The sequence below is a fragment of the Pseudomonas corrugata genome (assembly GCF_050920615.1).
GTDB lineage: Bacteria > Pseudomonadota > Gammaproteobacteria > Pseudomonadales > Pseudomonadaceae > Aquipseudomonas > Aquipseudomonas corrugata.
Window position 1 is genome coordinate 2,093,929 of sequence record NZ_CP130434.1, and the last position, 23,560, is coordinate 2,117,488.

41 protein-coding genes are annotated in these 23,560 nt (G+C 58.5%); 15 read left to right on the forward strand and 26 right to left on the reverse strand.

Annotated elements, in window-relative coordinates:
• Nucleotides 1-13: 13 nt before the first annotated feature.
• From QZH45_RS09465 to QZH45_RS09590, 26 genes are all read right to left on the reverse strand, one after another.
• On the reverse strand, nucleotides 14-1,195 hold the full coding sequence (locus tag QZH45_RS09465) for a tyrosine-type recombinase/integrase (RefSeq protein WP_432783668.1): 1,182 nt from the start codon (nucleotides 1,193-1,195) through the stop codon (nucleotides 14-16).
• Nucleotides 1,196-1,414: 219 nt separating this feature from the next.
• Nucleotides 1,415-1,570, reverse strand: a complete 156-nt coding sequence (locus tag QZH45_RS09470) for a hypothetical protein (protein ID WP_432783669.1) — start codon at nucleotides 1,568-1,570, stop codon at nucleotides 1,415-1,417.
• 45 nt (nucleotides 1,571-1,615) lie between these two features.
• Nucleotides 1,616-1,945 (reverse strand): hypothetical protein, encoded by a 330-nt coding sequence (locus tag QZH45_RS09475; RefSeq protein ID WP_432783670.1) that lies wholly within the window; start codon nucleotides 1,943-1,945, stop codon nucleotides 1,616-1,618.
• Between the two features lie 50 nt (nucleotides 1,946-1,995).
• A complete protein-coding gene (locus QZH45_RS09480; RefSeq protein WP_208554813.1) occupies nucleotides 1,996-2,721 on the reverse strand; it encodes a hypothetical protein in 726 nt (241 codons plus the stop codon).
• Nucleotides 2,718-2,963, reverse strand: coding sequence for a hypothetical protein (locus QZH45_RS09485; protein ID WP_208554812.1), 246 nt, complete (start codon nucleotides 2,961-2,963; stop codon nucleotides 2,718-2,720). The genes QZH45_RS09480 and QZH45_RS09485 overlap by 4 nt, the downstream gene beginning before the upstream one ends.
• 49 nt (nucleotides 2,964-3,012) lie before the next feature.
• Complete coding sequence (locus QZH45_RS09490) at nucleotides 3,013-3,657, reverse strand: hypothetical protein (RefSeq protein ID WP_432783671.1); 645 nt, start codon at nucleotides 3,655-3,657, stop codon at nucleotides 3,013-3,015.
• On the reverse strand, nucleotides 3,654-4,220 hold the full coding sequence (locus QZH45_RS09495) for a hypothetical protein (RefSeq protein ID WP_432783673.1): 567 nt from the start codon (nucleotides 4,218-4,220) through the stop codon (nucleotides 3,654-3,656). Before QZH45_RS09495 ends, QZH45_RS09490 begins: the two co-directional genes overlap by 4 nt.
• Nucleotides 4,220-4,666, reverse strand: a complete 447-nt coding sequence (locus QZH45_RS09500) for a hypothetical protein (RefSeq protein WP_432783674.1) — start codon at nucleotides 4,664-4,666, stop codon at nucleotides 4,220-4,222. The genes QZH45_RS09495 and QZH45_RS09500 overlap by 1 nt, the downstream gene beginning before the upstream one ends.
• Before the next feature lie 46 nt (nucleotides 4,667-4,712).
• Complete coding sequence (locus QZH45_RS09505; RefSeq protein WP_432783675.1) at nucleotides 4,713-5,870, reverse strand: hypothetical protein; 1,158 nt, start codon at nucleotides 5,868-5,870, stop codon at nucleotides 4,713-4,715.
• The gene (locus QZH45_RS09510) at nucleotides 5,867-6,370 is read right to left on the reverse strand and encodes a DUF4406 domain-containing protein (RefSeq protein ID WP_432783676.1); all 504 of its coding nucleotides are present in this window, start codon (nucleotides 6,368-6,370) and stop codon (nucleotides 5,867-5,869) included. Before QZH45_RS09510 ends, QZH45_RS09505 begins: the two co-directional genes overlap by 4 nt.
• 55 nt (nucleotides 6,371-6,425) lie before the next feature.
• Complete coding sequence (locus tag QZH45_RS09515) at nucleotides 6,426-6,566, reverse strand: hypothetical protein (RefSeq protein ID WP_432783677.1); 141 nt, start codon at nucleotides 6,564-6,566, stop codon at nucleotides 6,426-6,428.
• 283 nt (nucleotides 6,567-6,849) lie between these two features.
• Entirely contained in the window at nucleotides 6,850-7,716 is an 867-nt protein-coding gene (locus QZH45_RS09520; RefSeq protein WP_432783679.1) for a DNA cytosine methyltransferase, read from the reverse strand.
• Between the two features lie 132 nt (nucleotides 7,717-7,848).
• Complete coding sequence (locus QZH45_RS09525) at nucleotides 7,849-8,301, reverse strand: HNH endonuclease signature motif containing protein (protein ID WP_432783680.1); 453 nt, start codon at nucleotides 8,299-8,301, stop codon at nucleotides 7,849-7,851.
• Between the two features lie 4 nt (nucleotides 8,302-8,305).
• Nucleotides 8,306-8,944: a DUF1566 domain-containing protein gene (locus QZH45_RS09530; RefSeq protein WP_432783681.1), complete on the reverse strand. Its 639-nt coding sequence runs from the start codon at nucleotides 8,942-8,944 to the stop codon at nucleotides 8,306-8,308.
• A 78-nt stretch (nucleotides 8,945-9,022) separates the two neighbouring features.
• Nucleotides 9,023-9,619 carry a DUF1566 domain-containing protein gene (locus QZH45_RS09535; protein ID WP_432783682.1) on the reverse strand — a complete coding sequence of 199 codons (597 nt, stop codon included), beginning with the start codon at nucleotides 9,617-9,619 and terminating at the stop codon, nucleotides 9,023-9,025.
• A 56-nt stretch (nucleotides 9,620-9,675) separates the two neighbouring features.
• Nucleotides 9,676-9,987: a hypothetical protein gene (locus tag QZH45_RS09540; protein ID WP_432783683.1), complete on the reverse strand. Its 312-nt coding sequence runs from the start codon at nucleotides 9,985-9,987 to the stop codon at nucleotides 9,676-9,678.
• Between the two features lie 75 nt (nucleotides 9,988-10,062).
• The gene (locus tag QZH45_RS09545) at nucleotides 10,063-10,440 is read right to left on the reverse strand and encodes a hypothetical protein (protein ID WP_432783684.1); all 378 of its coding nucleotides are present in this window, start codon (nucleotides 10,438-10,440) and stop codon (nucleotides 10,063-10,065) included.
• Between the two features lie 13 nt (nucleotides 10,441-10,453).
• Complete coding sequence (locus QZH45_RS09550) at nucleotides 10,454-11,107, reverse strand: hypothetical protein (protein ID WP_432783685.1); 654 nt, start codon at nucleotides 11,105-11,107, stop codon at nucleotides 10,454-10,456.
• A 12-nt stretch (nucleotides 11,108-11,119) separates the two neighbouring features.
• Complete coding sequence (locus QZH45_RS09555) at nucleotides 11,120-11,761, reverse strand: AAA family ATPase (RefSeq protein ID WP_432783686.1); 642 nt, start codon at nucleotides 11,759-11,761, stop codon at nucleotides 11,120-11,122.
• A gap of 7 nt (nucleotides 11,762-11,768) precedes the next feature.
• A complete protein-coding gene (locus QZH45_RS09560) occupies nucleotides 11,769-11,909 on the reverse strand; it encodes a hypothetical protein (protein ID WP_432783687.1) in 141 nt (46 codons plus the stop codon).
• Nucleotides 11,906-12,400: a hypothetical protein gene (locus QZH45_RS09565; protein ID WP_432783688.1), complete on the reverse strand. Its 495-nt coding sequence runs from the start codon at nucleotides 12,398-12,400 to the stop codon at nucleotides 11,906-11,908. The genes QZH45_RS09560 and QZH45_RS09565 overlap by 4 nt, the downstream gene beginning before the upstream one ends.
• 60 nt (nucleotides 12,401-12,460) lie before the next feature.
• Nucleotides 12,461-13,648: a hypothetical protein gene (locus QZH45_RS09570; RefSeq protein WP_432783689.1), complete on the reverse strand. Its 1,188-nt coding sequence runs from the start codon at nucleotides 13,646-13,648 to the stop codon at nucleotides 12,461-12,463.
• 55 nt (nucleotides 13,649-13,703) lie between these two features.
• A complete protein-coding gene (locus QZH45_RS09575) occupies nucleotides 13,704-13,949 on the reverse strand; it encodes a hypothetical protein (RefSeq protein ID WP_432783690.1) in 246 nt (81 codons plus the stop codon).
• Between the two features lie 21 nt (nucleotides 13,950-13,970).
• Nucleotides 13,971-14,258: a hypothetical protein gene (locus QZH45_RS09580; RefSeq protein WP_432783691.1), complete on the reverse strand. Its 288-nt coding sequence runs from the start codon at nucleotides 14,256-14,258 to the stop codon at nucleotides 13,971-13,973.
• Between the two features lie 399 nt (nucleotides 14,259-14,657).
• Nucleotides 14,658-14,963, reverse strand: coding sequence for a hypothetical protein (locus QZH45_RS09585; RefSeq protein WP_432783692.1), 306 nt, complete (start codon nucleotides 14,961-14,963; stop codon nucleotides 14,658-14,660).
• Nucleotides 14,964-15,581: 618 nt separating this feature from the next.
• Nucleotides 15,582-16,409: a LexA family transcriptional regulator gene (locus tag QZH45_RS09590; protein ID WP_432783694.1), complete on the reverse strand. Its 828-nt coding sequence runs from the start codon at nucleotides 16,407-16,409 to the stop codon at nucleotides 15,582-15,584.
• A 106-nt stretch (nucleotides 16,410-16,515) separates the two neighbouring features.
• Between QZH45_RS09590 and QZH45_RS09595 the strand changes: the two genes are divergently transcribed.
• From QZH45_RS09595 to QZH45_RS09665, 15 genes are all read left to right on the forward strand, one after another.
• Nucleotides 16,516-16,722, forward strand: coding sequence for a Cro/CI family transcriptional regulator (locus QZH45_RS09595; protein WP_432783695.1), 207 nt, complete (start codon nucleotides 16,516-16,518; stop codon nucleotides 16,720-16,722).
• Between the two features lie 31 nt (nucleotides 16,723-16,753).
• On the forward strand, nucleotides 16,754-16,942 hold the full coding sequence (locus tag QZH45_RS09600) for a hypothetical protein (RefSeq protein ID WP_010568074.1): 189 nt from the start codon (nucleotides 16,754-16,756) through the stop codon (nucleotides 16,940-16,942).
• Between the two features lie 18 nt (nucleotides 16,943-16,960).
• Complete coding sequence (locus QZH45_RS09605; protein WP_186643048.1) at nucleotides 16,961-17,149, forward strand: hypothetical protein; 189 nt, start codon at nucleotides 16,961-16,963, stop codon at nucleotides 17,147-17,149.
• Between the two features lie 127 nt (nucleotides 17,150-17,276).
• Nucleotides 17,277-18,107 (forward strand): Rha family transcriptional regulator, encoded by an 831-nt coding sequence (locus QZH45_RS09610; RefSeq protein ID WP_432783696.1) that lies wholly within the window; start codon nucleotides 17,277-17,279, stop codon nucleotides 18,105-18,107.
• Nucleotides 18,104-18,424 carry a hypothetical protein gene (locus QZH45_RS09615; protein WP_432783698.1) on the forward strand — a complete coding sequence of 107 codons (321 nt, stop codon included), beginning with the start codon at nucleotides 18,104-18,106 and terminating at the stop codon, nucleotides 18,422-18,424. The genes QZH45_RS09610 and QZH45_RS09615 overlap by 4 nt, the downstream gene beginning before the upstream one ends.
• On the forward strand, nucleotides 18,424-19,200 hold the full coding sequence (locus tag QZH45_RS09620; RefSeq protein WP_432783793.1) for a YdaU family protein: 777 nt from the start codon (nucleotides 18,424-18,426) through the stop codon (nucleotides 19,198-19,200). Before QZH45_RS09615 ends, QZH45_RS09620 begins: the two co-directional genes overlap by 1 nt.
• Nucleotides 19,190-20,002: an ATP-binding protein gene (locus tag QZH45_RS09625; protein WP_432783699.1), complete on the forward strand. Its 813-nt coding sequence runs from the start codon at nucleotides 19,190-19,192 to the stop codon at nucleotides 20,000-20,002. Before QZH45_RS09620 ends, QZH45_RS09625 begins: the two co-directional genes overlap by 11 nt.
• Entirely contained in the window at nucleotides 20,002-20,178 is a 177-nt protein-coding gene (locus tag QZH45_RS09630) for a DUF1382 family protein (protein ID WP_432783700.1), read from the forward strand. Before QZH45_RS09625 ends, QZH45_RS09630 begins: the two co-directional genes overlap by 1 nt.
• On the forward strand, nucleotides 20,175-20,600 hold the full coding sequence (locus tag QZH45_RS09635) for a hypothetical protein (protein ID WP_432783701.1): 426 nt from the start codon (nucleotides 20,175-20,177) through the stop codon (nucleotides 20,598-20,600). The genes QZH45_RS09630 and QZH45_RS09635 overlap by 4 nt, the downstream gene beginning before the upstream one ends.
• Nucleotides 20,601-20,796: 196 nt before the next feature.
• On the forward strand, nucleotides 20,797-21,264 hold the full coding sequence (locus tag QZH45_RS09640; RefSeq protein ID WP_432783702.1) for a recombination protein NinB: 468 nt from the start codon (nucleotides 20,797-20,799) through the stop codon (nucleotides 21,262-21,264).
• Nucleotides 21,261-21,419, forward strand: a complete 159-nt coding sequence (locus QZH45_RS09645; RefSeq protein ID WP_432783704.1) for a hypothetical protein — start codon at nucleotides 21,261-21,263, stop codon at nucleotides 21,417-21,419. Before QZH45_RS09640 ends, QZH45_RS09645 begins: the two co-directional genes overlap by 4 nt.
• Nucleotides 21,419-22,069, forward strand: coding sequence for a recombination protein NinG (locus QZH45_RS09650; RefSeq protein ID WP_432783705.1), 651 nt, complete (start codon nucleotides 21,419-21,421; stop codon nucleotides 22,067-22,069). The genes QZH45_RS09645 and QZH45_RS09650 overlap by 1 nt, the downstream gene beginning before the upstream one ends.
• Entirely contained in the window at nucleotides 22,066-22,332 is a 267-nt protein-coding gene (locus tag QZH45_RS09655; protein WP_432783706.1) for a hypothetical protein, read from the forward strand. The genes QZH45_RS09650 and QZH45_RS09655 overlap by 4 nt, the downstream gene beginning before the upstream one ends.
• On the forward strand, nucleotides 22,329-22,910 hold the full coding sequence (locus tag QZH45_RS09660; RefSeq protein WP_432783707.1) for a hypothetical protein: 582 nt from the start codon (nucleotides 22,329-22,331) through the stop codon (nucleotides 22,908-22,910). The genes QZH45_RS09655 and QZH45_RS09660 overlap by 4 nt, the downstream gene beginning before the upstream one ends.
• Entirely contained in the window at nucleotides 22,907-23,431 is a 525-nt protein-coding gene (locus QZH45_RS09665; RefSeq protein ID WP_432783708.1) for an HNH endonuclease, read from the forward strand. The genes QZH45_RS09660 and QZH45_RS09665 overlap by 4 nt, the downstream gene beginning before the upstream one ends.
• Nucleotides 23,432-23,560 lie beyond the last annotated feature (129 nt).

Genomic DNA, 23,560 nt, shown 5'->3' on the forward strand with positions numbered 1-23,560 from the left:
GGTCTAGGCGCATCTACCTCGAATCAAGTACCAATTTTGTACCGTTTTTCGGCAAATCCAGCTTTTCAAGCTCCGCAAAATCACTCGAGGAGCTGATCCACTTGGCATAGGTTGAAAGCAGCACTTGGACGCTGTGTCCGAGTTGCGCAGCGATGAATGCCGGGTTCATTCCGGACATCAGGCACATCGTTGCGTAGGTGTGCCTGGTGTCGTACATCCGGCGATATCGAATGCCCGACTTGCGCAGCGCTGCCAACCAATAGCGCTTAGCCCCTGTTTCGGAACGGATGTACAGCTCTGATCTTTCACCCGATCCTTCCGGCGCGAAAACGTAATCAGAGCGCGCCGCCGTAAGAGGTCTGGCTTTTTCGAGTGCCTGTAGCGCTCGATCGTTCAATAAAACTTCCCGAGACACCTTCGTCTTCGTCCTCTCCTTGATCTTGCCGTACAGCCTGATGCGGCACACCTTGGCGCGCCTCGAGCGCGTATCAACCTCGCTCCAGCGCAGGGCCATCGCCTCGCCTGGACGCATTCCTGTATAGAAAGAAAACTCAAAAAAACACGCGTATATGGTCTGTAGACCACTCGTCACTTCGTATAGCTTGCCGATCAGATCATCCGCCTCTTCACGGCTGAATGGATCGATCTCTCGCTTGATCACCCTGGTTGGCGGGATCGAGTTCGCCGGATTCCTCAGAATCAACTCGTCTTTCACGGCCTGGGATAGCAGCCCGGTAACAAGCCGGATGGCCCCCTTCCTGCGGATCGGCGAGGTCCAAGTAATCGCGTTGACGACCTTGCGTATCAGGACCGGTGTGATTTTGTCGAGCGGGTACTGGGCAAGGTATGGGACCCAGTAGTTTTGCATGGTGCCGCGGTAGTTTTTGCGGGTGCTGTCTTCGATCTGAAGGCTGTTCAGCCAGTCCTGGGCATAATCGAAAAAGATCGGCATATGCCCATTCGAGTCGCTTCGACTGTTCGGGAACAGCTCCCGGTACTTCTCGGGCGTCAGCGCGCCAAGCTTCGCCAGCTGCGTCACTTGAGCACGTAGAGCCTCGGCTGCTGCGATTCCCTTTGGGGTTTGCGGCAGAGCGAGCGTTTCGCAGTGCCGCTTCTTGTTCCAGGAGAACCTGATCCGGATCGACTTTCCGACAAGCTCAACTCCGGTGGGCAGCTCCATTGGCTCTCTAGCCATTCGTCATACCTCCATTTGCTGTACATGATTCGTCCGTCGATCTTCGACCAGACGCTGGCGGGGATGATGTTACGTTCTCGCTTGCGCTGCAGGGCTTTCGGTGTGGTGCCCAACAGTTCGGCCATTCGCTTCTCGGTGACCTTGTCGTGGCCGGACTCATCGCCCAGCTTTTCGGCTGTTGCCATGGTGGTTCTCCGCGCCGCGCTCGGCGGCAGACGTTTAATGAAGGGTTACGCTGTCTTGCCCAACGGCAACCTGGCGTGCCTGTTGCTCTGTGCGAAAGGACATGTGCTGCTTGATACCGCCGCAGTCGGCGACCACCCACCAATAACCGCCAAAGCGGTGTGGGCCTTTGATGATCCTGGTGATGGTCATGGGTGTGCTCCATGCCGCGCGTGGCGGCAGAAGGTGGTGATGGGGTTAATCAACCTGGTACCAGACGCCGCAATCGACGCCGTCGGCGATCAGTGATTTGTACATGGCCTGCACGCCGGCGTAGCGCCGGTTGCCTTGGCCGGGAAACGGAGCGCCGAGGTGGAACGCCCGGGCGTGGTATGTGCTGGCGGACTGCATCCATCCCTCAAGGCCTGCATCGTGCAACGTCTTTTCGCGCAGCAGGCCGACGCGGAGGTAGACGCGATCAAGGTTGGCGCTGCCGCCGTCGTCAGGAGCAGCCACCGCCGCTGCTTTCCCGGCCTCAATGGCGCGCGCGACCGCAGCCGCCAGTTCCGGCAACTGTTCTTTTTTCATTGGGTATACCTCGCCCGCCATTCACCGGCAGGCATGTAGGGGGAGTGGGGTTATAGGGCCAGTTCGGCCTGGGCTTCTCGTTGCCAGATCGGCGAACTGTTATGAGCTTCGATCCGGTCAGCGATCACGTTTGCTCGCTGGCCGGCGGTGGGTGGCGCATACATGCCGAAGCGGCTGATGCTGCCGCCGTTCACTGCCGCGTTTGTTGAGTCGGCGGAGGCGAAGGGCAGGTGCTGGAAGATTGCGGGGTCGAGCATACGCAGTCCGTGTAACCGGCACAGCGGTCGTCCCTGGTCGTCGCAGACAGCGTCCATCGCGACGCCCATCCGCTTCCACCATGATCCAGTGCCTGGTGTGGCCCATTGCCCAGAACTGCCCAGGGCAACTGTTCGCCAGCACCTCGCCAGCCGCCGCAGCCGCTCGAGCGATTCATGCAAGTGCCAGACAGGCACGCCGCGAAGCTCCTCTGGCCATTGCCGAACAAGGTCGTCGTTGGCCTCCTCGTCGCCGTCGATGACGTCCGGGATGAGCGCCCAAGTGAATCCGGGGTGTCGGTGCCAGTCTTCGACCCAGCGTGTATAGCCGTCGACGTCAACTTGGCCGCCTTTCTTCCACACTGTGAACGCGCCGTTATCGAAAACGAACGACTTGCACACATCGGCGACAATCCCGAGATCGTCCTTGCGTGGGAACGGTACCAGGGCGTGCCGGCCGGCCAAGAACTTAGCGGCATCCTCGCGCTTACCGCCGACAGGCGTGCCGTGGTAATGAATCATCCGCTGAGCCTCACGGTTTCAATCTCGACGCCCTGGTGCGTGGCAATGATCGTTTGATCGCCGCCCAAGGTACTGGATAGGTGATCCGCGATCTGTTCGTGCCAGCCAGTCTTGATCAGAGCTGTCGCCGCCTTGATGTGCTCGACGTGAATCATGGCGTTTGATCGCAGTTCTAGCCGGTAGAGGATCGTTTCGCCGTCGGAAGGGCAGACGGCCGCGAAGGTGTGTCGATAGGTATTCATGGCCTCGGCCCCCTGTACACCAGCCAGGCCATGTAGAGCAGGGGGAGGATCATGGCTGAACCCTCTTGAACTCGACGACCCAGACCCAGGGGTTGGCGTCCCAGTCGCCTCCAGTGGATACCCAAAGGTCATGCCATGCCGTTCGCAATGTAGGGCGACCTTCAACGCCTGATCCTGCGTGGCACATGTCGTACCGGTCTTGGCCATCGGTCAGCGCATCAAGATCAATACCTTCGCGCTCGATTTGCGCATCGCTGATGTCCTGCAAACGCTCAATCCGGACGGCGGTGATCTCCAGCAGAATGCGACTTGCCCAGCGCGGCATGTGTATAGAGGGTCGGCCTTTCCCTGGCGTGAGCATCGAGCATCCGGTCTGTCGGACCGCCCCATCCGCCGGGTATCGGATCGGCTCGCCTTGGCTCAGGTCTCGCGGCGCTATCGCATCAACCTGTGCGTCAGCTACCCAAGCCTCGCGCACCCACAGTCGGTCGCCTGGTTTGCCGTATGGACAGCGGTTGACGTCTTTACCGGTCTCCCACCATGCGCCCATTGGTTTTCCTTCGGCGGAGGTGGTGTGAGCGTTGGCGCTCGGTTGAGGCTTGCAGGCCCGCCGCGTGACCGTCTTCCGGTCTTCCAAGATGGCGCGCACCATCGGCGCCGAGAACAGGATCGGCCGCTCCTTGTTTGCGGTCATGGCATCACCTTCTGGCCGAGCAGCACATCGCTGACGACCTCCCAGAGTTGAGCAGGCGACCATTGGTACCGGTCGAAGTCGGTGTCTGGCTGAACGCCGTAGACGCAGGTCGAATGGGCGCCCTCCGAATACTCGCCGCGCTTCGCCATGATCGTGGCGACTCGACCATCGCCGCCAGGCTCTGTGCGGTGATAGTGGTATGCCCGAGTGTTGTAGTCGTTGCCGGCTTCCACGGTTATCGTGCCATCCGGTATCAGGTGGGCGCGGCCGTCTGGAGTCCACGGCCTGCCGCCACCTGGTGTGCGGGCGCCCTCATGCAGATACAAAACGAAGCCGCCTTCGTCGCTCCGCTCCAACTCAAAGCAGTGATTGATCTGCTTGCCAACGATCACTCGGGAGGTGAAGTTGAAGCGGTGGTCATGGATCGCCGAGTACTTGAAGCATGCCCGGCGCGGCAGCTCTGGGTGCCACACGTGCAGGCGCTGATTGCCTTCGAGCTGAACCTGCACAAAGCCCAGGCCGTGCAGGGTGATCTTATCGGTCATTACGTCGTCGATGATCATCAATAGTCTTCCCAGTTCAAGCCTTGGATGTATTCGTTCGGGATGGCCACGACCGCGTCCGGTATCGCGCTTTCGACCTGGGTATTGCCGAAATACCCGATAGCTGCCCTCGCTCGCTCCATCGACAGCTGGGCATGCTTCAACTGCCAGGCTTTGCGTGTCTTGTAGGAGCGCAGTGCCAACGCCTTGTCGGTGTAGGCGAAGCGACGGCCCCACTCAGCTCCCTCTTTCAGCACGCGCTTGCGACGTTTCTTGATAGCCTCAGCGGTCCAGCTGTATTGCGGGCCCTTGATCAGGTCGCAGGTGTGGGTGTCGCCGATGTAGTAGCACTGCTCGGTTTCGCCGATGACCTGGTAGGTGATGCAGTGCACCTCGAGCCCTTCCGGGCCGATGGTGTCGATGTAGCGGTAGTGGTCCGGCCAGGCTTTCGCAATTTCTTCAGGCATGACTTCGTCCTTGCCGCTATAGCGGCTGACTTTGAAGGGGGAGGGGTTACTGCTGGTTTGTTTGGCGCGCGTACTGACGTGCAGCCTGCATTTCTGCATCGGTGGCCTTGCGGCCTGACACCCACATGCCGTCCGGATGCTTCTTGAATGTCCAGCCGTAGTGGGCGTTCGCCTCGTCGATCATGATGGCGAACTCGCCGCCGCGGGCTGCGATCATGCCTTTGATGGGTGCATCCTCTGGGCGATGGGGCGCGGGCTGAACCAAGCGCATTTCATTGGGCGCCAGGGTCGGGTCGACCACAACGGGAAAGCCGAACGCCGTGGCGGGCCGCTCAGTCCGGCACCAGAAGGCCAGCACCTTTTCGCCGTCACCGCTGAATGGCGCAAGCCACTGGCCGTCGACACGCTCGTGAGAGAAGGAAAGGTGAACGGCGCGGGTTCGCTCTTTGCCGTCTTCGAAAACATCGCCTGGCACGCGCAGCATCGACAGCGGGCGTAGCTCCTGGTCCAGTGTTTCGAGTTGTTGGATCAACTGCCGAACTGTCTTCGGCGCACCCCATTCCACCGGCTCGGCCTTGCGCTGGGTCAGCTCATCAATCCGCTGATCCGCTGCGTTCAGGCGCTGCTGCAGGGCGTCACGCTCGGCTGTGACCCGGTCGAGTTTGTCAGTGCTGGCGCTGGCCTCGATCATCGGCAGCCATCCAACAGGTGTGCCGACGCCCTGCGTGAAGTGGTCGTGAGTCCAGCACCATCCCGCGAAACACCAGGCATCCTCGCCATCGTTGTCGAAGTTGTTCGCGCCAATGGTCGGAGCTTCGTCAGCATCTTCAGTTGAATGCTCATCGAAGGCGACCAGCAGGCGAAGCAGCGTTCCATCCTTCGGTGCGCTTTCCATGTCGCGCCATTTCGGATCGTGGTTTTCTTGGGTTCCGCACTTGGTGCAGACCAGCAAGAACTCGCCGTCGTCAGTCCATGCGTGATCGCACACCGACTTTGCATCGGCTTCCGGTGCGGCAGGGGCTGATCCAACCATGGCAGCCCAGCAGAGCTTCGCGCGGAACGCCGCTTGCTGACAGCCGCTCATCTCTTGGTACTGCTCCCAGACTTCATCTTCGGTGAAGCACTCGTTCGGCACCGACTCAAAACCGTTGATAACCATGGTTTCGGTCGGCTCGACCGGTACCAGTTTCCATTGACTGTTCATCCTGCAATCTCCATCGATACCAGATCATGGGCATTCACAACCCGCATGCCGAGCTCGCGGGCTATGTGCACTTCGAGCCGGGCGCCTTTGGAGTTTTCCCAGCCGGGCAGCACCGCGACCTGGCCGCACAGGCCCAGGCGGGTCAGGTCATAGGCCATGTAGTCGGCCCAGTCGGCACCTTCCACGACGCCGTGCTCTGCCGGGTTTTCGACGACGTAGCCACGGGCACGCAGCTCGGCGGCCATCTTGTTGAAGGCGGGAAAGTTGAAATCTTCGAAGCCAGTCATCGGCCCGGCCAGGTACAGGCGGTTGGCGCGGCTTGCGGCTAGCGTGATCCCGCCCTTGGTCATCTGCTTGCCACGGTCCAAACCCATGGCATAGGCCTCGTCCTGGAACGCAATCAGGTCATCTGAGAACCGCTCGATCTTGCCGACGTAATGCTGGTGGAGGCGCTCGATAGCGGCGTGGTCTTCCGGGTGGTTTCGGTTTTCTGCGGGCATGGCTATGTCCTTGCCGGGGCATGCCCGGGCGGTGGAGTGGGGGAGTTATGCGGCGTCAGTCGTTGCTGGTGAGAATGGCGAATGCTGTTGCTGCCACTCGCGGAACTTGTCCATTGCCAAGGGCTTTAATTCGGTCGGATCTGAAATCTACGCCCATCGCAACTCTGCCGATCGCCTTCCTTTTTCTTTCAGGCATGAAGGGCTCCCGCAAAGGGTTGACCGTCTCGATCGCTTCGGCATGAATTCCACCAGGCATATTTCGCACTGGGCAAACTTGATCGATCCTCGGCCCCAATCTCCCGCAGCTACATGGATAGCTTTGTGGCAGGCCTGACAAAGCACTTGCACATTCTCCGGGGCATTGTTCGTCGGGTTCCGGTCCTTGTGATGCCTCTGAAGGGTCTTTTGCGTACCACATGTCTCGCACTCCTTCGCTTCGAAGGTTCGCTGCGCCTGTTTCCTGCCAGAATTTGAATTCTTCATTGTTCAGAGGCTCCAAACTCGTCCAACCTATCGGCCAATTCATCAGCCACTCGACCCATTCCGGGTTCAACTGGCCACCGTCGGAGGCCATCACCGCATGGTCGATTCGATCGTTCACGCGGCTCTTGCCGGACTTGCGTGTCAGGCTCGCCTGTGACGATCCTTTGCTCGCGCTCGCACACGGAGTCGGCCAAGACCTGGCTGATACTGCCTCTATCAGCGTTCCGCCTTCCCGGCTCTTGCGCGGGGTCACTCTGCCACCTTTCGTTGCCAGTGTTGCCGTTGGCGCTGGCCACTGTTTCACGGCGCTGCTCAGGCCCCGCCCGGCATTCATGCTGCTTCCAGGCTGATTGTGGTTGCCGTGCACGGTTATCGTGGGCCACAAGCCAGCAGCGGTCCCGCTGATGGGGCGCTCCGCAGTCGGATGCTGAAACAATGCACCACTGCGCGTCATACCCCATTTCGGCAAGGTCACCGAGGACCACGGCAAGTCCTCTTCCCACAAGCAGAGGTGAGTTTTCCAAGTACGCCTTTGCAGGTCGTACTTCGTCGATGATTCGCGCCATTTCGCGCCAAAGGCCGGAGCGAGACCCATCGATGCCGGCGCCAGTCCCGGCAGCTGATATGTCCTGACACGGGAATCCGCCAGAAACCACGTCAACAAGGCCTCGCCAAGGTCTTCCGTCAAAACTGCACACGTCAGACCAAATCGGGAAAGCTGGGAGGGCTCCATCGTTTTGTCGTTGCGCCAGAACTTGTGCGGCGTAGGCATCACGCTCAACGGCGCAGACGGTGCGCCACCCGAGCAGGTGGCCGCCGAGTATTCCTCCACCAGCGCCTGCGAAAAGAGCCAGCTCATTCATTGATCCTCCGTGCAGCCTCTGGCCTCGCCAGGGTGGCGTGAAGTGGGTTTGTGGGCTATTTCTTCTGGTAGGTCTTGGTCAGCGTTGAGTTCACGCTGTTGCCGCGCTTCAATACGACGCGAGCGATGGCGGTTACTTCCAGGTTTCACCCGTGATAACCGCCCAGACAGTTCGCTGCGAAACGCCAAACTCCTTTGCCATTGCGCCACTACTGTTGGTTCGGCAGTAAGGCTTGTAGCGCCTTCGGATTTCGGCGGCCTGGTCTTTGGTAAGCCTGGCTAGTGAATGCAACTCCCCTGTCGGGCGGTTGCAACGCTTTCGGTCAGCCATTTCCTTCATGTTCTCAGCATGCGTGCCCGGGGTCAGATGAGATGGCTCAATGCAAGATGGCGTGTCGCAAGAGTGGAGCAATTCCAGTCCTTCAGGTATCGGGCCGATATTCAGCTCGTACGAAACGCGATGGGTCGCCCGATTCTTTCCTTCATGCCATGCGTAGCCATAACCGCCAGGATTCAAGCCGCCTCGCCAGATCAGGCAGTCACCGACACGCTCTGATCTGGCTTTTAGCGATTCATGTGTCGCCATTGATTTAAGCCTCGAACGGACAAGCTTCGGTCAGAACTCTGCGGACGGGGCGGACGCGGAGCTCGCTGTACTTGGCGAAGTTGAACTGAATGCCATCATCGAAGCCCATGCCGAATGCGCCGTAGGCGGAGCGCTGCGAACTCGACCAGTAGGCGCGATCCTGGAACGCCTCAGGCCCGCCTTCCTGGAAGGCTTCGATGCTGGTCTGGGTTGGCGACTCTTCGGTGTACAGCAGGCCGACCGGCTCGCTGTTGGGGTTGTCACCGCTGCGCCCGTACTGCCAGTTCTCTTCGGTGGTCGGTTTGAAGTAGCGATACTGCAGCTCCTGCACATCGCGGGCCGGGATCGCCCAGTCAGTAAAGCCGCCGATATCCAGGGCCAGGACCTTCTGAGCCAGTTCGCTGCCAGCGGCGGCCATGGCTTCGGTGTTGGCCCGGCTGTTGGTGAAGCTGTCGGCGCCCTCGATCTTCTCGCCGTACTTGCCCCAGGCGCCCACCAGCTCATGCTGAGCGCCGGCGGTGATGTTGAGATAGCGCTTGCCCGTTTCCGGGTCGCGGGTGATCCCAGTGACGTAGCCGCCGCCATAGGCCTGGCCGATTGTCGGGAGGCTCACTGCGGGTACTGCTTGAGCTGTTGCGGACATGGTCTTTCCTCTTTTCGAAGGCAACAAAAAAGGCGCTTCTGCGCCCTGGTGCCGGATCAAGAACGGATGAATGAAGGATTAAATAAAGAATCTGCGGACGGGGCGGACACGGAGCTCGTTGCCCTTGTCGTTGTGGTTCTGACTGCCACCAACGAAGTACATGCCGAATGCGAAGTAGGCGGAGCGCTGCGAAGATGACCAGTAGACACCCTCACTGATCAGGTCATTGGCCCAGGCCTGGTACAGCTCAGCAGCCGCAGGCAGATAGAAATCATTGTGCCCATCTGCCGCATACTCGGCGCAGGCATTGGCCGCTGGATAGTCTTTATCGTCGAAGCACATCAGCTCTGTGTTGAGCTTGCCGTCAGTCTTGCTGGTACCGGGCAGGTCAGTGTTGCGTGGGCCCCATTGGTGTTCGCCAATGTCTGCCTTGGCGAAGATCAGGTAGTGCGCCGGGACATTGCCGCGAGCCGGAACGAATCCGCCATTCAAGCCGCCCTGGCCGGGCCAGTACTCACCCAGTGCGGGAACGGAGAGGGGTTCTACTGGCTGAACATTCGCCGCTGGCGGTAGCACCTGTGCGAAGACGCTTGCCATCGCCAGCTTTGCCAGGGATGACGTCGGCATCTTGATCGATGCGTCGCCGTACTTCAGGGTGATCATTTCGGGCTTCATGGGTATTCCTCAGGATGACGCCAGGCCCGTCACCGGGGGATCGGCGTTTTTTGTGGTTATTCGTCGTGACAGATGCGAAGGGATTCGCGGTTGTAGGCGAGCTGCAACTTTGCCGACACGTTTTCGGGTATGACGTATTCGTGTCGCGGTGGTGCGAGAAACTGCGCTGATACTGCTGGGCCGAGGGCGTGCAAGTGGTGAATCATCAAGGTCATCGCCTCGCCCTGCTCCTCGATGCCGTGCCAGGCCATGAGATCAGCCAAGGCCTGACGGGTGCCGGCCATGGTGTGGAGTCGCAATTCCTCCTCGCCGCGAGTCTTTCGCCTCGCCGCAGTCTTTGCCGATCGTTCTTTCTGCGCGGCTGCCATGGCCTACCTCATCAATTCCACTGGCCGGCAAGTCCAGCCAGGTCTGTCGTTTGCGTTGTTGGGTGCGGAAACGTCTCACCGAATCGATCCGCCCTCTGCCAGTTCAATCAGGAACTTCGCGGCAATCTGCTCAATCTGCGGGGTATTGAGCTTGTGCCCAAGCGTCCTCAGCTTGTCGCGGACTTGGACGGGAGTGCGTCGGACCGAGCCGTACTCTGTGGCCACCGTCGCATTGTCGCGGATCACTTGGGCCAGCTCGCTTTCCTTCTGCTCAAACTCACGACGAGCACCCTTGCGCCGGGTGATTGATGAGTTCCACATGCTGACCGGCTTTGGCCTGGTTTCACTGAGTCCGCACTGGCGAACTTGTCCGCCAGAATTGAAGAAGGCCGCTTTCGCAGCCTCCAGTTCTGCTTGGCGGTCATAGCCAAGCTGGATGAGTGTGTCCACCATAGCGATCTCCGAATCAATCGAATGGAATGTCGTCCCAATCATCGGGTGGAGAAGACTGGTCTTGTGATTGGCTGTAGGTATCGGTGCTGACTTGACCTTTTGGTCGGCGATCGATCAGCGGTTTTGCCATCACGGCCTGAACCATTTTTTCCAGCTTTGCAGGTGTCGCCACCTTGCTCAGAATTTCGCTTGCCGTCTTCTCGCTCTCGGCGGAGAAGGGGGCGTAGATGGTTGGGCGCGGTAGGCCTTTTTCGCTGGTCTTCTCGATTTCCATCTGGAGGAGAAGCCCGATCGGCTTGTTCATAAGCGCTGGGAAGCCTTGTATCTGGACCTTTTCGCGCTGTTTCGTTTCGCTATTCCACTTCTCGACTGTCACTGGCGCCGGATCTCCTGAGCCATTCAGTCGCAAGCAGGCGAGAATCGCACTGACAGTCTGGGCCCCACCGTTGTTTTGCTGCATCTGCCCGTCTTTCAGATAGCTGGTGTTGATGTAAAACTGGGCCTCACTGCCGCCGTCAGTTTTAAAGGTCAAGCCAAGGCCGACAGATCCGGTCTGACCTTTCACCAGTTCGGCACGGGTGAACGTGCCGATGTATTTGCCAGCGTCATCAATGAACGCTGATTTGTTGTCGGCAGCGCACGCAGCGTTGCGATCGAGTGCAAACATGGGTGGATCTCCTTAAGCGGCTTGTAGCGTAGGTATGTCGTAATAGGCGCAGATCGCGGCATCTACTGCCGCCAGATCGTTTTCAATGAAGGGATCGTCGAACATGCCCATGGGGGCCTTTGTTGTGTCCGAGCCGTTATTTCTGGTGCTGAACAAGTGCTGGCCGTCCTGCACAACAGCGCGTAAGACAATGGAGACCATGCCCTCCAGGGTTATTTTCTCGTCCAGCATCTTGCCGATGGTCTTCATCTTGATTTGTCCAGCATCCGTCTCTTCGGTGTGGCTCAAGATGTAGACGCGAACGTCATCCGGAAGGCGCAGAAGGGCTTCGAAGATGTTCCAGGTATGGCGACCTATCTCGGTGAATTTATCGAACCCTTTTTCCTCGCTGCGCCGCATGAACTCGTTTGCAAGGATGTATTGAAAGTCATCGATGATGATTACCTTGCGACCACCCTTTTCAACGGACGCCCTGGCTCTGCCGATGATGTGGCTCCAGTCATCAGTCACGTAGGCCTTCCATGCTTTGGCGTCACGAAATGGGAGAGGCTTGGGGATGACTTGAATCAGGGATGATTCTGCGGGCTTCAGGTTTCGTAGCGAACTGCTTTTCCCGCTGCCGGATTTGCCAAGGATGATAGATACGGTTGCCATGGCGACCTCAGATTGGTTGGTTGTCCCACTGCTGCTGTATGCGGCGGGCTTCGTCTTCGTATTCTTTGCGCTGGTCACCGGTGAACCGTTCTGGCGAGAACTCGCCGACCGTGGCCCAGTCACGCCGGGCTGTCATCGCGGGACTCATGAGGCCCTCCTATGGCTCAGGCCCATCAGCTTGGCGGCCTCTTCCATGTTGATTGGCTGCACGATCCCCATGTTGCTGGCGACTCGCTTGATCGTGATCAGGCCGTCAAGAGTGCGAGCTCGATCGATGTATGCAGCCAGCGTGATCAGCTTTTGCTTGCTGCTGCTTATTGCCATGCCCAGTTCCACTTGATTGAGCTGCCTGGTGTCTTTGCCCAGAATCGTGCTCAACGATTGGTGAAGCTGATCCAGCTTTGCGGTCGCGAACTGGGCCTCGATGTCCGAGCGCTTTCGATCATCAATTGCCGTGGCCAGACGCGATTCGAGATCACGAACCAGGGCTGCGGCATCGCCGAGTTTTGACATCCGCTCACGATCCGCCTGCCGCTGAGCCTCGCTGAGCTCATGGCGTTCAGCTGCGGCGCTCGGGGCTGCATATGCGCTCAGCCGCATCTGTGCTGAGAGCGGAATATCTTGATTATCTTTGGACATGACTCCTCCAGCGTGGCCAGTTCAGGCCGCGGTGTTGGTGAGGTTCAGTGGGGGGGGGAATTACAGGGGCTCGCCGGTAAGCTGCTCGCCTATAGAAACCAGTGCATCAAACAGGAAGTTCTGCATGGCGTACGACTCGTCACGCAGCTTGTGGCGCAGATGAATGAACTCTTCGATGAGCGTGCCGCAGAGCATCTTCGTTCCCATCATGAGCGTGCGTTTGCTGATGAAGATTCGCTCGTTGTGGGCGCGGCCCAGCACCTCTTCACCCAGAAACTCGGTAACGATGATGGGGTATTCGTCGACTTTGTACCCGATCCTGCGGCAGAAGCTGATCGCCTTATCCATGCGCATCTGGTCAACGCTGTTCAGCGGCATGTGTTCGACTTCAGCCAGCGAGTCGAGAAGGTTGCCGCGACATGCGGTTACTGCTGTATGGTTCAGGTTTTTGGTGAACGTCTTCGCGAGAACTCGCACCACGGTCGAGAACTCTTCGCTTGGCGAAGTGTTGGAGAAGTCGATAGACCGCTCATAGAGCCCATCACCAGCGGTAACCACCTTGGATATCGCGTGCTTGTCAGTGAGACGGCTCAGTCCTTGCCGGATGTAGTGATCGGCATAGAACGAATGTTTGATCGTCCGGTCCTCGGTAAGGTCAAGCGAAGATTTGATGTTGTAGGTGTACATGGATGGGTTGGAAAGCTTCAGCGCCCGGATGCCTTTGTAGAAGACAAATTCAGAAGCCCCGGCGTGCACATCAATCCCATCCAGTCTGTGCAGAGGTTCGGAGCCGAGAATGATTTCGCTACGATTGACCCAGGCATCGTGAAACTCTTTGCTTCTCACGACGATCAGCGTTTCATCGTCGGCGGGCTCCGGCTCCTGATCTGTCACAAAGCACTCGCCTTGTTCGTCCAGGGTGTTGCAATACAGCTCGCGAAAGGCTTGCCAGGTTTCCCAGGTCTTGCCGACTTCGGTGGTGAACCCCAGGGCCTGGCCGTTCATAGTCACGAAGGTGAATTCGTCGACGCGGATCTTCTCCTGGCGCGTGCCGAACTCCATTTTGTCCATGCCGGCGTATATGGTGATAGAGCCGCCCTGGCGCAGGATAATGGAGATAGCGTACTTCAGGCCGGTGCCGAAGAAGCCGATTGCCCCTTCGCCTTCCTTGGAGGAAACGCCGAAAGTGGTGATGCTTTTCGGGTCAATGACGCCCTTGTTACGGAAGGCCACGATTTTTTTCGACATGACTGTCTCCCGCGCCATCCTTGCGGGGCGCCTGATTTGATTTGGTGAAAGTTGGTTACTTGATTTCGAGCAACCGGGCGAGTGCGCAGGCTTCGTTGTGATCGCGGCGGAACCCAACGACCTTGCCGGTGCGGCTGTCAACCACATGGAAGAAGTCGCGACCCGCTGGCTTTACGACAAAGCGGAAAACAGCCGCCGGTGCTTGCCGCCCGATCAGGCGATAGAAGTCTGCGGTTGCGAGCATGGAACGTTGATGCAGGCCGGCGACGATATCGCGGCGTGTTTGGATGCTCTGATGCATGGCGACCTCCAGTGTTTGGGGTTAGGCGGCTTCGGCTTTCGGTTCATCCTTGTCGTACTTCTCGCCGCAGAACATGCAGTAGTTAGCCAGCATGCTCATCGACCGCTTCTTGCCCTTCATCACGCCAGCCTTGGTCGGGGCCTGAAACGTGACTTCAATGGGCATGACCTGCTTGAACTGCGCCCTCTGCCCGCCAAACAGCATTGCGTAGCCGGTCAGCCGAGCACTCAAACCCTTGAAGCCTTCCGGGAGTTCGGCGGGCAACGCCTCAAGCAGCCGCGCTTCGGTATCTTGTTTGCAAGTACACATCGCTGGTTTCCTCTGTAGTTGATCCAACAAATTCCGGCTGCACACGATCCTTCCGCTGGTTGCCGTTGGGCGCGGTGTCATGTGCATGCGGGATTGGTCGGGGGAGGGTGCCGGTCTTTCCCGGCTGTCACGGCGCTTGTGCCAGATCAAGGTAGCTCGCCAATACCAGGTTGGCGCTGACTCTGCGCAATGCGAGTTAAGCTATTCGCCGGTTGATGCAGGTGGGCGGTTATAGGCCGCAGTTTCGTCCGCATCGGGGTGTGATCTGGCCGGCGCTGATCTCCGGCTTGTTGGAGTTGCCGCTTCAGGTCGTGAGCCCGAATCCAACCGGGCCTTGGCGCTTCAGCCTGCGCATTCAGATCACACTCCGATGCGCTCTCAAGGAGAGGGTCGGACAATTTATGCGGTGGCTTTGAGGATCGCGGCATCTGCAACAGCCAGAGCTGCGTGGTACTTGTCGATACGGGCGGCGCCGAGCCGTGCAAGGCCGACAAGATTTGTCAGCGCCTCTAACAGATCAGGCGAGGCAGCCATGACCTTGGCTCGGGCCAGAGCCTCGTCATACGTGATTTCGCAGTCAGCAATGATCGGATGTGCGTCACGCTGAACTACCAGCGCAACACCCTGATAGGAGATTGCGGCGACCGCCGTATCAATGATCCGGTACCCGCCAGTTACTGCTGTTGTGTCGACTTCAAGAGCCATGTCATGTCCTCGGTTGATTTCCCGTCTGGCCCTGTCGCTAAGGCCAGCCAGCGAAATCGTCACTCCTCAGATTTCCACTTCAGCACCGCTTCCCGCTTTTCCTGTTCGCGCAGGTGGCTCCACTTGACGCCGTTCTTTTTCAGCCAGTCTTCAAAGCTAATTTTTGGTGCGCTCATCGTCGTGCCCTCGGTTGTTTTCCCAATGCACCCGTCACCAGGTGCATCAGTGAAAAATTCCGTGTTTCTCCGCACCCGCTTACCAGGTCATTCACTCAGTTCGGTCAACACCTCGTCCGCCGTCGCAGTGGGCTGCGCGTGGGCAGGCTTTCGGGCCTGTCGGATCGCCGGTCGCCGGTAGAGGCAAGTGCGGTTTTGTTCATCGGTTTACTGACCTCCCACCGATGGAGCCGGGAGTGACCTAACCGGACTGGCCGGGTAGTCGTTCATGGCGCTGGTTGTTAAAGAGCGGCGGGTCTGTTGAGGCCCTGGCGAGGCGCTGTGGCGTCTCGATGGATGAACAATACCGATGGCATTATTATTCGTCAATACCGATGGCAATAATATTTTTCATGGGCAATAAAAAGCCCGCAGCAAGCGGGCTGGATTTATCTCGGATTCATTACCTTGCGTACATGCCCCACCAGAAGACGTGTCCGAGGATGACTATCTGCTCTTCCTGCATTTGCATGAAGCTGTAGTCCTCATCGGGATGGTCGTCGCGGTTGAAGCTGCGAAGCCGAATGCCGTGCGGGAGCCGGAAAAGCTGTTTCACGCGGAGCTGGCCGTTGTGGTTGATCGCATATAGATCACCATCGATGACGTCGCCAAGAGCCGTCTTACCGAGGTCAACACCCACGGTTGCGCCATCGCGGAGCACTGGCGTCATGCTGTTGCCGCGAACGGTGACGCACTTTGCGTGGCCGAACTGAACATTGTTCTCCCTGAGGTTCTTCTTCTTGAACCGAAGGCTCTCCCCAATATCCTCCTGGATAACAAATCGCCCCGATCCGGCTGCGAGCTCTACTTCCCGCAAGAAAGGCACCTCCACCTCATCGTCGCGCACTGGGGTTTTCTCATCCCATTCATCAATGTCGTTGAGTTGAGACGCATTCGATGACACATCACGGAAGTCGTCATCTACAAACTTCTTTACCGCCGCCCTGGCCCTCAGATCAGTAGCGAAGCCCACCAGGTCGGATATCTGTTCGGCCAGGCGAGGGCTGAATTCCTCAACCGGAACGCTCAGTATTTTGGCGAACGCCGCTGCGGCCGGTGCATTGAGCGGATTAATACCGTTCAGGTAATGGCTCACAGAGCTCTGGTTCATATCAAGAGCATGCGCAAGCTTTTCCTGGGTAAGGCCGAGCTCGCGCTTCTTCGAATTGAATATCGCCTTGAGCCGCTGGGACTCGGCTTTTCTTTCGGGATCTAGGGTTTTCTTGGTCATCCGCAAATCTTATTCCTGCTGGTAATACTATCCAAATGCCAACGGCATTTACTTTGTTAAATGCCATAGGTAATATCCGCCCATGAGTAACCCATGGGAGAAGACCATGAATCGCGTTCACATCAAGGATTTCGCAACGAAGCTCGGCCAGACCGAGGCGGCGATCCTGCTCGGCATGACCCAGGGCGGCCTCAGTAAGGCTATTCGGGTCGGTCGAGACGTTTACGTCACTGAGCACCCAGACGGTACCTACACCGCCGAGGAAGTGCGCCCGTTCCCAACCCAAACGGTTGCAAAGAAAACCGCCGCTTAAACCCACCTTGCATGCTCAAAGGAGCCAAACGATGCACTTCGACCCAAGCCACATGCACGACAAACCCACAAAGGTCCGCCTGGATGAGGTGGCCGACGATCTGCTGACCGCTATGGCCAGATTCCAGCGGACCCAGAAAGCCGTGCTCGCCCGCGAAATTCTTGAGCGCGGCCTGAACCAAATGATGGAAGAGCTTAACGCGAAAACAGACGTGGCCTGAAGTTGCCGAGGAGGCCCTGTGCCTGAAAGAAAGCCGCTGGAAATCCAGCTCGACTGGCAGGGACTCGCTGATCTGGAGCTACTGGCCAGACGCAACGGGTTAACACCAGAAGAGATGGCCGCATCAATCATGAATCGGGCGCTTGATCGAATGACGCGCCCGCCAAAAAGCCGCAGCAACGTCGCTTCCATAGGACGCAAGGGCTGATAAGTCCCCAAGGGACTATTGAGGATCTGCCAATGAAACAACCAAGCAGTAAATCGGACGCACAAAAAAGCCACCGGGCAAGGGTGGCTTTTCGTGCAGCAATTTCAAATCAGTTCTGGAGCGAATAATGCCTATTCCCCAATCAATCGTCAACACCAACCAATCCGCGACACGTTTTATGCAATCACAAAACGTGTCGCAACCCGTTTCGATGAGCAGTCTTGAGCTTGTCAACTTCATCAATAGCCAGCGAGGCCAGGACGACCCCATTCTGGATCACGCCGACTTCATGAAGAAGGTGCCCAGAGTGCTCAGGAAAGATGCCGGAAATTTTTCCGACATCTACCTCGACTCGATGAATCGAAAGCAGAAATGCTACCGATTCCCCAAGCGCGAATCGTGCCTGATGGCTATGTCGTATAGCTACGACCTTCAGGCGGCCGTGTTCGATCATATGACAGAGCTTGAGGAGCAGCTTTCCAAAAAGGTAGCACTCCCGTCCTACGCTGAAGCGCTTCGCCTGTATGCCGACCAAATCGAGCAGACAGAGGTGCTTCGCATCGAGAACCACCATCAGGCCGAGAAGATCGCCAGCCTTGAATCCATCTTCCAGGTCGGTATGACCCCTACGCAGTTCTGCAAGCGTCTGAACGGCGTGAACTGCCAACAGGTCAACAACGCGCTACTGGCCCGCAAGTGGATCTTCAACTCAGAGCGAGATGAGAGGCGCTCGGTCAAGTTCCGGGTTGGATCAATCGCCCGCGACAAGTACCTCACCGAGAAGGTGACCAATATCTCGAACGAGGGCATGGACACCTTCGCCAAGTACACGCCGATCCTGCTCAAAGAGGGAGCCAAGCGCCTGCATGACCTCTACATGGCACAGAAGCTTCCGATGAAGAAGACCTGGGACGGCCAGTTCTGCCATTGCAAGGCTACAGAGGAGGACTTGGCATGAAAGAGCCCACCTACCAGCAATTGATCGAGCGGGCCGCCCAGACCGCGCTTGAGCACTATCAGGCGCAGAACACTAAAAAGGCCCTCAAGGCTGAACTGCGCTCGCTGTACGACACCTACTTCCAGGCCCATGGCCGGCCTGACGGCAAGTTTGACCCATACAACGACGCCTTCGTCCCTGTGATGGATTTCACCGAGGCGCAGTTCCAGCGCGTTCGTGCTGCCAAGAAGGCCGAGTACAACGCCAAGCGTCGCCACCACACCGCGCTGCGTGCGCTCGAAGCTTTCCGGCCAGCCAATATCAAGGGGGTCGCATGATGCACTACTTCAAGAGAAACATTGGCGACTACCACAAGAAGGCCGGTCGCCTGACCATGCTTGAGCATGGCGCCTACACGCTCCTACTTGATGCCTGCTACGACCGTGAGCGCTTCCCTACTTTCGAGGAAGCAATCGACTGGTGCTGGGCACGCAACAAGGAAGAAATCGACGCAGTTGAGCTTGTTTTGCGCAAGTTCTTCGATCTCATTGATGGTCGGTACGTGCAGGCTCGAATCCAGGAAGAAATCAGCGCCTACCATGCTACAGCACTGAAAAATAAGGAGATTGCAGAGAAGCGTGAGGCTACTCGACGCACGAAGCGTGCACCAGTCGTGCACGCTTCGTGCACGGATGGTCACCTAACCACTAACCATAAACCACTAACCATTAACCAAGAACCAATAGATCAAAAGCCTTGCGCACCTGCGGTGCTTGAGCAGGAGGATCTGTTCCCGAAGTTCTGGTCGCTCTACCCGCGCAAGCAGGACAAGGCCAAGGCTCAGAAAGCCTGGGCGAAACTCAAGGTAACTGATGACCTGTTTGCCCTCATCGCCACAGGCCTGGCCGCTCAGGTCGTTTCTGCCGACTGGCTCAAGGAGGGCGGGAAATACATCCCCATGCCAACTACTTGGCTCAACGGCAAGCGCTGGGAGGATGAGGTAAAGCCTGCCAGCAACGTCCACCCGTTCCCGGCCTCTCGCCACACCGGCTTCGCTGATCGCGATTACACCGCCGGCCTGATCCCGCGGGAGGACGGCACCTATGCCTTCTGAAAACGTCGTCTCCGTCGCCTCGCCGGCCTACCCACCTGGCACCAGGGTCCAACCTGCCACCTGTGAAACCCACGGGGAGTACGAGCAGAAGGTCTTTTCGGTCCTGGGTCGCGATCTGAAGTCCGGTTGCCCGGAGTGCAGCCGCCTGCGCGCCGAGGAAGAGGAAGCGCGTCGCCAGGCTCAAGAGGCCACCGCGCTGCGCATCCGCATGGCCGAAAAGCTCGGGGCCGCCCTGATTCCGAAGCGCTTCGCGGGAAAGACATTCGACCAGTACCTCGCCAATACCGCTGAACAGCGCAAGGCCTTGAACACCTGCCGGCGATACGCGGCCGAGTTCGTGGACATCGCCGAGACTGGCCGCTGCCTGTTGCTGCTGGGTAAGCCCGGTACCGGCAAGACCCACCTGGCCGTAGCAATCGCCAACGAGATCATGGCGACCACCACCGCTACCGCCGTGTATCGCACCGTCGGCTCAGTGCTCCAGGCCATCCGGGCCACCTACGACAACGCCAGCGAGAAAAGCGAAAGCCAGATCCTGTCGAGCCTGATCAGCCCCTCACTGCTCATCCTTGACGAGATCGGCGTCAGTAAGGAGAAGCCCAGCGACTTCGAACTGACGACCCTGTTCTCAATCATCAATGGCCGCTACGAGGAGCTGAGGCCCACCGTGATCGTTTCCAATCTCGATGCCAAGGCATTGGCTGCGGCTATCGGAGATCGTTGCGCAGACAGGCTCAGAGAGGGCGGAGTGATCGTGATCCCGTTCGAGTGGGAATCGCAACGTGGCAAGGAGGGTTTTTGATGCGAGCCAATGTGAAAGACCTTCGCGCCTCTCTGATTTTGGCAGAGACATTTGCCAAGCACGGCGTGCTGTTCGTGCCGATGCCGGTCGCAGACGCCAAAGAGCTCGAAGAGCTCAAGGCTAAGGCCTGGCAAAAGTTGGATGAAATGGAAGCTGAAGCGGAGCAACGGACATGACTGACTACACCGAACTGAAGCGGCTGGCCGACGAATTGGTCGCCGCAAATGATCTCTTTAACGAAAGCCCGCAAGACAACGAGGTTGGCGATACTTGGAGCGTGGCGAACGACCGCTTTACTGAAGCTGCATCGCCTGAAGCCATCCTGGCCCTGATCGCCGAGCGCGACCAGCTCAAGGCCGAGAACGAGGCGCTTCGAGACGGAGCCAGCTTCAGGGCGATCCAGTCCCTGCGCCAAGATTGCGAGGCGCTGCGCAAGGCGCTCGGTGACTGTGCTGACGAGCTCTCGGCTGAGATCATCTGCAAGCACGGCGGACAGAAGCTCGAAGACATGCACCCTGTAACACGCCGACTTTACGAGCGTGACATGGCCGCTGTAACCGAAGCGCGCGCCGCCATGGGCCAGGGAGGGCAGTCATGAGAATCCCGACCTTCAATCCAAGAGGCATCCGCCCATGGATGATCAAGTATCCGCTTGCGGCCCGTGCCTTCTGCTTGGTGATGCTCCCGGTTGCACCATTCATTTATGCCGCTGCAATCCTATGGCAGAACCGTAGCGACTTCGCCGAGATGAGCATGCTCGCCCGGGCGGCCTTCTTGCCGTGGAGGAGGAAGCCATGACCAACATAATCCACAAACCCCGTCACTTCTGGTCGTCCGGCAAAAGCCGCATTCGCGAAGTGTTCCGCCTGGCCTACCTGTTCGCCACTGAGCTGGCCGCCGCCGGCGCCGTGGAAATCATTGTCCGTCCGGTGAAGTCCCGTCGCACCCTGGAACAGAACGCCAAGCTGTGGGCAATGCTAGGCGATATCTCCCGCCAGGTTGAATGGCCGGTGAATGGCGTCATGCAGAAGCTCGACAGCGAGGACTGGAAGGCGCTCATGACGGCAGCAGCCCGCCAGGAGATCCGCATGGCCCAGGGCATTAACGGCGGCGTGGTGATGCTGGGGGAGAGCACCAAGCGCATGAGCGTTGCCGAGCTGGGTGACGTGATCGAGTGCATGTACGCCTTCGGTGCCGACAAGGGTGTGGTCTGGAGTGAGCCGAAGGGGCAGATGCCCGAGCAATGGGAGGCGGCAGCATGAATGCATCCAAGCCATTCAAATTGGTTGCCGGTCTGATGCTGGTCATCGCGGTCACCGCCTTCACCCAGACGACCGATCATACGCATGGAGCCGTAGTGTTTCTGGTGGCGGGCGCGACCTTCCTGATGGGCTACTTCGCAGGGGAGGACATCTGATGCTCGCAGCCAAGCAGCCACGCCCGAAAAAGTGCCGCGTCGAATCGTGCAGGGCCTCATTCGTGCCTCAGCGCCTGGGTCAGCGGGTATGCAGCCCAGCGTGCGCAATCCTCGATGCTCCCACCAACCAGGCCAACCAGGAGAAGGCCCGCAAGTCGCTTGCCCAGGTCGAGCGCCGGGAGATCAAGGTACGCAAGGAGAAGCTGAAGAGTCGCGGCGACCACATGAAGGATGCAGAGAAAGCCGTCCGCGATTACCGCCGCACCTACGAACTGAGCATTGGCAGTGGGTGCATGAGTTGCGGCCAAAGCCAGGAAGAGATCAAGGCCGCCCAAGGCTGGAAGGTGGGCGGCGCTTTCGATGCTGGGCACTACCTCGGCAAGGGCGCCCGACCAGAGCTTCGCCTGGAGCCGAACAATATCTGGCTTCAGTGCAAGGCCTGTAACTCGGGCTCCTACATGCACGCTCGCAAGGGCTACACCGTTTCGCAGGGGTTCCGCGCCGGCCTAATCGCACGGATCGGCCTGGAAGCGGTGGAATCGCTCGAAGCTGACCATGAGCCGCGCAAGTACACAGTGGAAGAGTTGAAAGCAATCACCGCCGAATACCGGGCCAAGACCCGCGAACTGAAGAAGGGGCAGGCAGCATGACTCAGGTCGCGCAAATAACCGGAGGAGCGTCCCGCCCCTCGAAGGGCTGGCTTAAGCCGATGTTCCCCATCACCGGCAAAGCCCACTACTTCAGTCAGGAAAAGGAGTACGCCGCCATCACCGCCCATGGCCGTGCCTATTTCTGGCGGTCGCTCTGCGGTATCGACACCGTGAGTACCGACAAGATGCCCATGTTTGAGCCAGGGAACTGGGAACGCTGCAAGAAATGCGGACACAAGCTGAATCGGGGGAGCGAAGCATGAAAATCAACTCAGCGCGCCAGGCTTGGCACGACTGCAAGTACAACCCAGCCCCGGGCCAGGCCTCGGACGTTGTCCAGCTCGGCGTGGTGGTGCAGAACACCGAGCGCGGGCCGACGGCCAACCAGGCTGTCCATGGAGCCCTGGCGGGTCACATCCAGTCGGCAATCGCCAGGCTTCACCCGCAGATCCGTGTGTTTGGCGATTTCATGTATGCCGCCGCTCAGTGCGACGATATCCGGGAGGCGGCGGAGGAAGTGGTATTCGGCTTGGTGCAAAGCCGATCGCCGCGGATGACGGCGGCCAAGCGGGAAAAGCTCGAGTACGTGGTCAAGGGAGTGATGAGCCGGTACCGGTACATGCACCAGGGCGGTCAGTCGGCCAACGAAGACCCGCTCGCCAATGCCGAGAAGTTCAGGGCCTGGATGTGGCAGGTCTACGAAGTTCGCTTGGAGTCGTGCAACTGGGAGCGGGATTGGGGTGGTGTGCTGCAATTGATCTTCGAGTGCTGCGAGGATCTGGATCGGCGGGCATTGAGCCCGGTTGCAGCAGTGATTTATGAAATGCGGGAGGCGGCATGACCTTGACGGCTGAGCGTCTGCGCGCTGCATTGAGATACAGCCCAGTCGTAGGCGTGTTCGAATGGCGAAAGTCTGGCCGAAGGATTCGAGTTGGCGGTCTTGCTGGCGCGGTAGTGCGGCCAAGTGGGTATGTTCGAATCGTGCTAGACGGGATTCCCTACCCCGCGCACCGCCTTGCGTGGCTGTACATGACTGGCGAGTGGCCTGCCGACGAGGTAGATCATATCGACGGCGACAGGTCAAACAACGCATGGAAGAATCTTCGGCAGGCTACGCAGACTACAAACTCCTGGAATAAGAGGAATTCACAGAAGCCGTCCCTCGGAGCGAAGGGAGTTTCTTTTTTAAAAGGCACCGGGAGGTGGCAGGCGAGGATAGTAAAAAACGGGGAAACGTGGCGTAAAACCTATCCCACCCAGCAAGAGGCGGAGGCGGCGATCGTCGAAAAACGGAAAGAGTTGCACGGCGAGTTTGCCAATCATGGAAAGCATGGGTTTGAGATCGAAGAAATGATTGGTTGATGGCCTATTGACCTTCCCGTGCGGCTCAGATAGATTGATCACCACTGTTAGAGTTTTGCCTTCGGCAAATTACTCAAATACAGAACCCGGCCATCGCGCCGGGTTTTTTATTGCCTCAGTTTCACATGT

What these genes read in the sequence shown, in the direction of transcription:
- QZH45_RS09645 (WP_432783704.1), top strand. Translation starts at nt 21,261, where the DNA reads ATGAATGCATCCAAGCCATTCAAATTGGTTGCCGGTCTGATGCTGGTC.
- QZH45_RS09555 (WP_432783686.1), bottom strand. Translation starts at nt 11,761, where the DNA reads ATGGCAACCGTATCTATCATCCTTGGCAAATCCGGCAGCGGGAAAAGC.
- QZH45_RS09465 (WP_432783668.1), bottom strand. Translation starts at nt 1,195, where the DNA reads ATGGCTAGAGAGCCAATGGAGCTGCCCACCGGAGTTGAGCTTGTCGGA.
- QZH45_RS09540 (WP_432783683.1), bottom strand. Translation starts at nt 9,987, where the DNA reads ATGGCAGCCGCGCAGAAAGAACGATCGGCAAAGACTGCGGCGAGGCGA.
- QZH45_RS09530 (WP_432783681.1), bottom strand. Translation starts at nt 8,944, where the DNA reads ATGTCCGCAACAGCTCAAGCAGTACCCGCAGTGAGCCTCCCGACAATC.
- QZH45_RS09635 (WP_432783701.1), top strand. Translation starts at nt 20,175, where the DNA reads ATGACTGACTACACCGAACTGAAGCGGCTGGCCGACGAATTGGTCGCC.
- QZH45_RS09545 (WP_432783684.1), bottom strand. Translation starts at nt 10,440, where the DNA reads ATGGTGGACACACTCATCCAGCTTGGCTATGACCGCCAAGCAGAACTG.
- QZH45_RS09520 (WP_432783679.1), bottom strand. Translation starts at nt 7,716, where the DNA reads ATGAATGAGCTGGCTCTTTTCGCAGGCGCTGGTGGAGGAATACTCGGC.
- QZH45_RS09525 (WP_432783680.1), bottom strand. Translation starts at nt 8,301, where the DNA reads ATGGCGACACATGAATCGCTAAAAGCCAGATCAGAGCGTGTCGGTGAC.
- QZH45_RS09515 (WP_432783677.1), bottom strand. Translation starts at nt 6,566, where the DNA reads ATGCCTGAAAGAAAAAGGAAGGCGATCGGCAGAGTTGCGATGGGCGTA.
- QZH45_RS09615 (WP_432783698.1), top strand. Translation starts at nt 18,104, where the DNA reads ATGAAAGAGCCCACCTACCAGCAATTGATCGAGCGGGCCGCCCAGACC.
- QZH45_RS09600 (WP_010568074.1), top strand. Translation starts at nt 16,754, where the DNA reads ATGCACTTCGACCCAAGCCACATGCACGACAAACCCACAAAGGTCCGC.
- QZH45_RS09575 (WP_432783690.1), bottom strand. Translation starts at nt 13,949, where the DNA reads ATGCATCAGAGCATCCAAACACGCCGCGATATCGTCGCCGGCCTGCAT.
- QZH45_RS09560 (WP_432783687.1), bottom strand. Translation starts at nt 11,909, where the DNA reads ATGAGTCCCGCGATGACAGCCCGGCGTGACTGGGCCACGGTCGGCGAG.
- QZH45_RS09490 (WP_432783671.1), bottom strand. Translation starts at nt 3,657, where the DNA reads ATGACCGCAAACAAGGAGCGGCCGATCCTGTTCTCGGCGCCGATGGTG.
- QZH45_RS09655 (WP_432783706.1), top strand. Translation starts at nt 22,066, where the DNA reads ATGACTCAGGTCGCGCAAATAACCGGAGGAGCGTCCCGCCCCTCGAAG.
- QZH45_RS09475 (WP_432783670.1), bottom strand. Translation starts at nt 1,945, where the DNA reads ATGAAAAAAGAACAGTTGCCGGAACTGGCGGCTGCGGTCGCGCGCGCC.
- QZH45_RS09570 (WP_432783689.1), bottom strand. Translation starts at nt 13,648, where the DNA reads ATGTCGAAAAAAATCGTGGCCTTCCGTAACAAGGGCGTCATTGACCCG.
- QZH45_RS09500 (WP_432783674.1), bottom strand. Translation starts at nt 4,666, where the DNA reads ATGCCTGAAGAAATTGCGAAAGCCTGGCCGGACCACTACCGCTACATC.
- QZH45_RS09590 (WP_432783694.1), bottom strand. Translation starts at nt 16,409, where the DNA reads ATGACCAAGAAAACCCTAGATCCCGAAAGAAAAGCCGAGTCCCAGCGG.
- QZH45_RS09595 (WP_432783695.1), top strand. Translation starts at nt 16,516, where the DNA reads ATGAATCGCGTTCACATCAAGGATTTCGCAACGAAGCTCGGCCAGACC.
- QZH45_RS09485 (WP_208554812.1), bottom strand. Translation starts at nt 2,963, where the DNA reads ATGAATACCTATCGACACACCTTCGCGGCCGTCTGCCCTTCCGACGGC.
- QZH45_RS09510 (WP_432783676.1), bottom strand. Translation starts at nt 6,370, where the DNA reads ATGCCCGCAGAAAACCGAAACCACCCGGAAGACCACGCCGCTATCGAG.
- QZH45_RS09620 (WP_432783793.1), top strand. Translation starts at nt 18,424, where the DNA reads ATGCACTACTTCAAGAGAAACATTGGCGACTACCACAAGAAGGCCGGT.
- QZH45_RS09660 (WP_432783707.1), top strand. Translation starts at nt 22,329, where the DNA reads ATGAAAATCAACTCAGCGCGCCAGGCTTGGCACGACTGCAAGTACAAC.
- QZH45_RS09505 (WP_432783675.1), bottom strand. Translation starts at nt 5,870, where the DNA reads ATGAACAGTCAATGGAAACTGGTACCGGTCGAGCCGACCGAAACCATG.
- QZH45_RS09495 (WP_432783673.1), bottom strand. Translation starts at nt 4,220, where the DNA reads ATGATCATCGACGACGTAATGACCGATAAGATCACCCTGCACGGCCTG.
- QZH45_RS09665 (WP_432783708.1), top strand. Translation starts at nt 22,907, where the DNA reads ATGACCTTGACGGCTGAGCGTCTGCGCGCTGCATTGAGATACAGCCCA.
- QZH45_RS09625 (WP_432783699.1), top strand. Translation starts at nt 19,190, where the DNA reads ATGCCTTCTGAAAACGTCGTCTCCGTCGCCTCGCCGGCCTACCCACCT.
- QZH45_RS09470 (WP_432783669.1), bottom strand. Translation starts at nt 1,570, where the DNA reads ATGACCATCACCAGGATCATCAAAGGCCCACACCGCTTTGGCGGTTAT.
- QZH45_RS09585 (WP_432783692.1), bottom strand. Translation starts at nt 14,963, where the DNA reads ATGGCTCTTGAAGTCGACACAACAGCAGTAACTGGCGGGTACCGGATC.
- QZH45_RS09580 (WP_432783691.1), bottom strand. Translation starts at nt 14,258, where the DNA reads ATGTGTACTTGCAAACAAGATACCGAAGCGCGGCTGCTTGAGGCGTTG.
- QZH45_RS09565 (WP_432783688.1), bottom strand. Translation starts at nt 12,400, where the DNA reads ATGTCCAAAGATAATCAAGATATTCCGCTCTCAGCACAGATGCGGCTG.
- QZH45_RS09535 (WP_432783682.1), bottom strand. Translation starts at nt 9,619, where the DNA reads ATGAAGCCCGAAATGATCACCCTGAAGTACGGCGACGCATCGATCAAG.
- QZH45_RS09650 (WP_432783705.1), top strand. Translation starts at nt 21,419, where the DNA reads ATGCTCGCAGCCAAGCAGCCACGCCCGAAAAAGTGCCGCGTCGAATCG.
- QZH45_RS09630 (WP_432783700.1), top strand. Translation starts at nt 20,002, where the DNA reads ATGCGAGCCAATGTGAAAGACCTTCGCGCCTCTCTGATTTTGGCAGAG.
- QZH45_RS09550 (WP_432783685.1), bottom strand. Translation starts at nt 11,107, where the DNA reads ATGTTTGCACTCGATCGCAACGCTGCGTGCGCTGCCGACAACAAATCA.
- QZH45_RS09480 (WP_208554813.1), bottom strand. Translation starts at nt 2,721, where the DNA reads ATGATTCATTACCACGGCACGCCTGTCGGCGGTAAGCGCGAGGATGCC.
- QZH45_RS09610 (WP_432783696.1), top strand. Translation starts at nt 17,277, where the DNA reads ATGCCTATTCCCCAATCAATCGTCAACACCAACCAATCCGCGACACGT.
- QZH45_RS09640 (WP_432783702.1), top strand. Translation starts at nt 20,797, where the DNA reads ATGACCAACATAATCCACAAACCCCGTCACTTCTGGTCGTCCGGCAAA.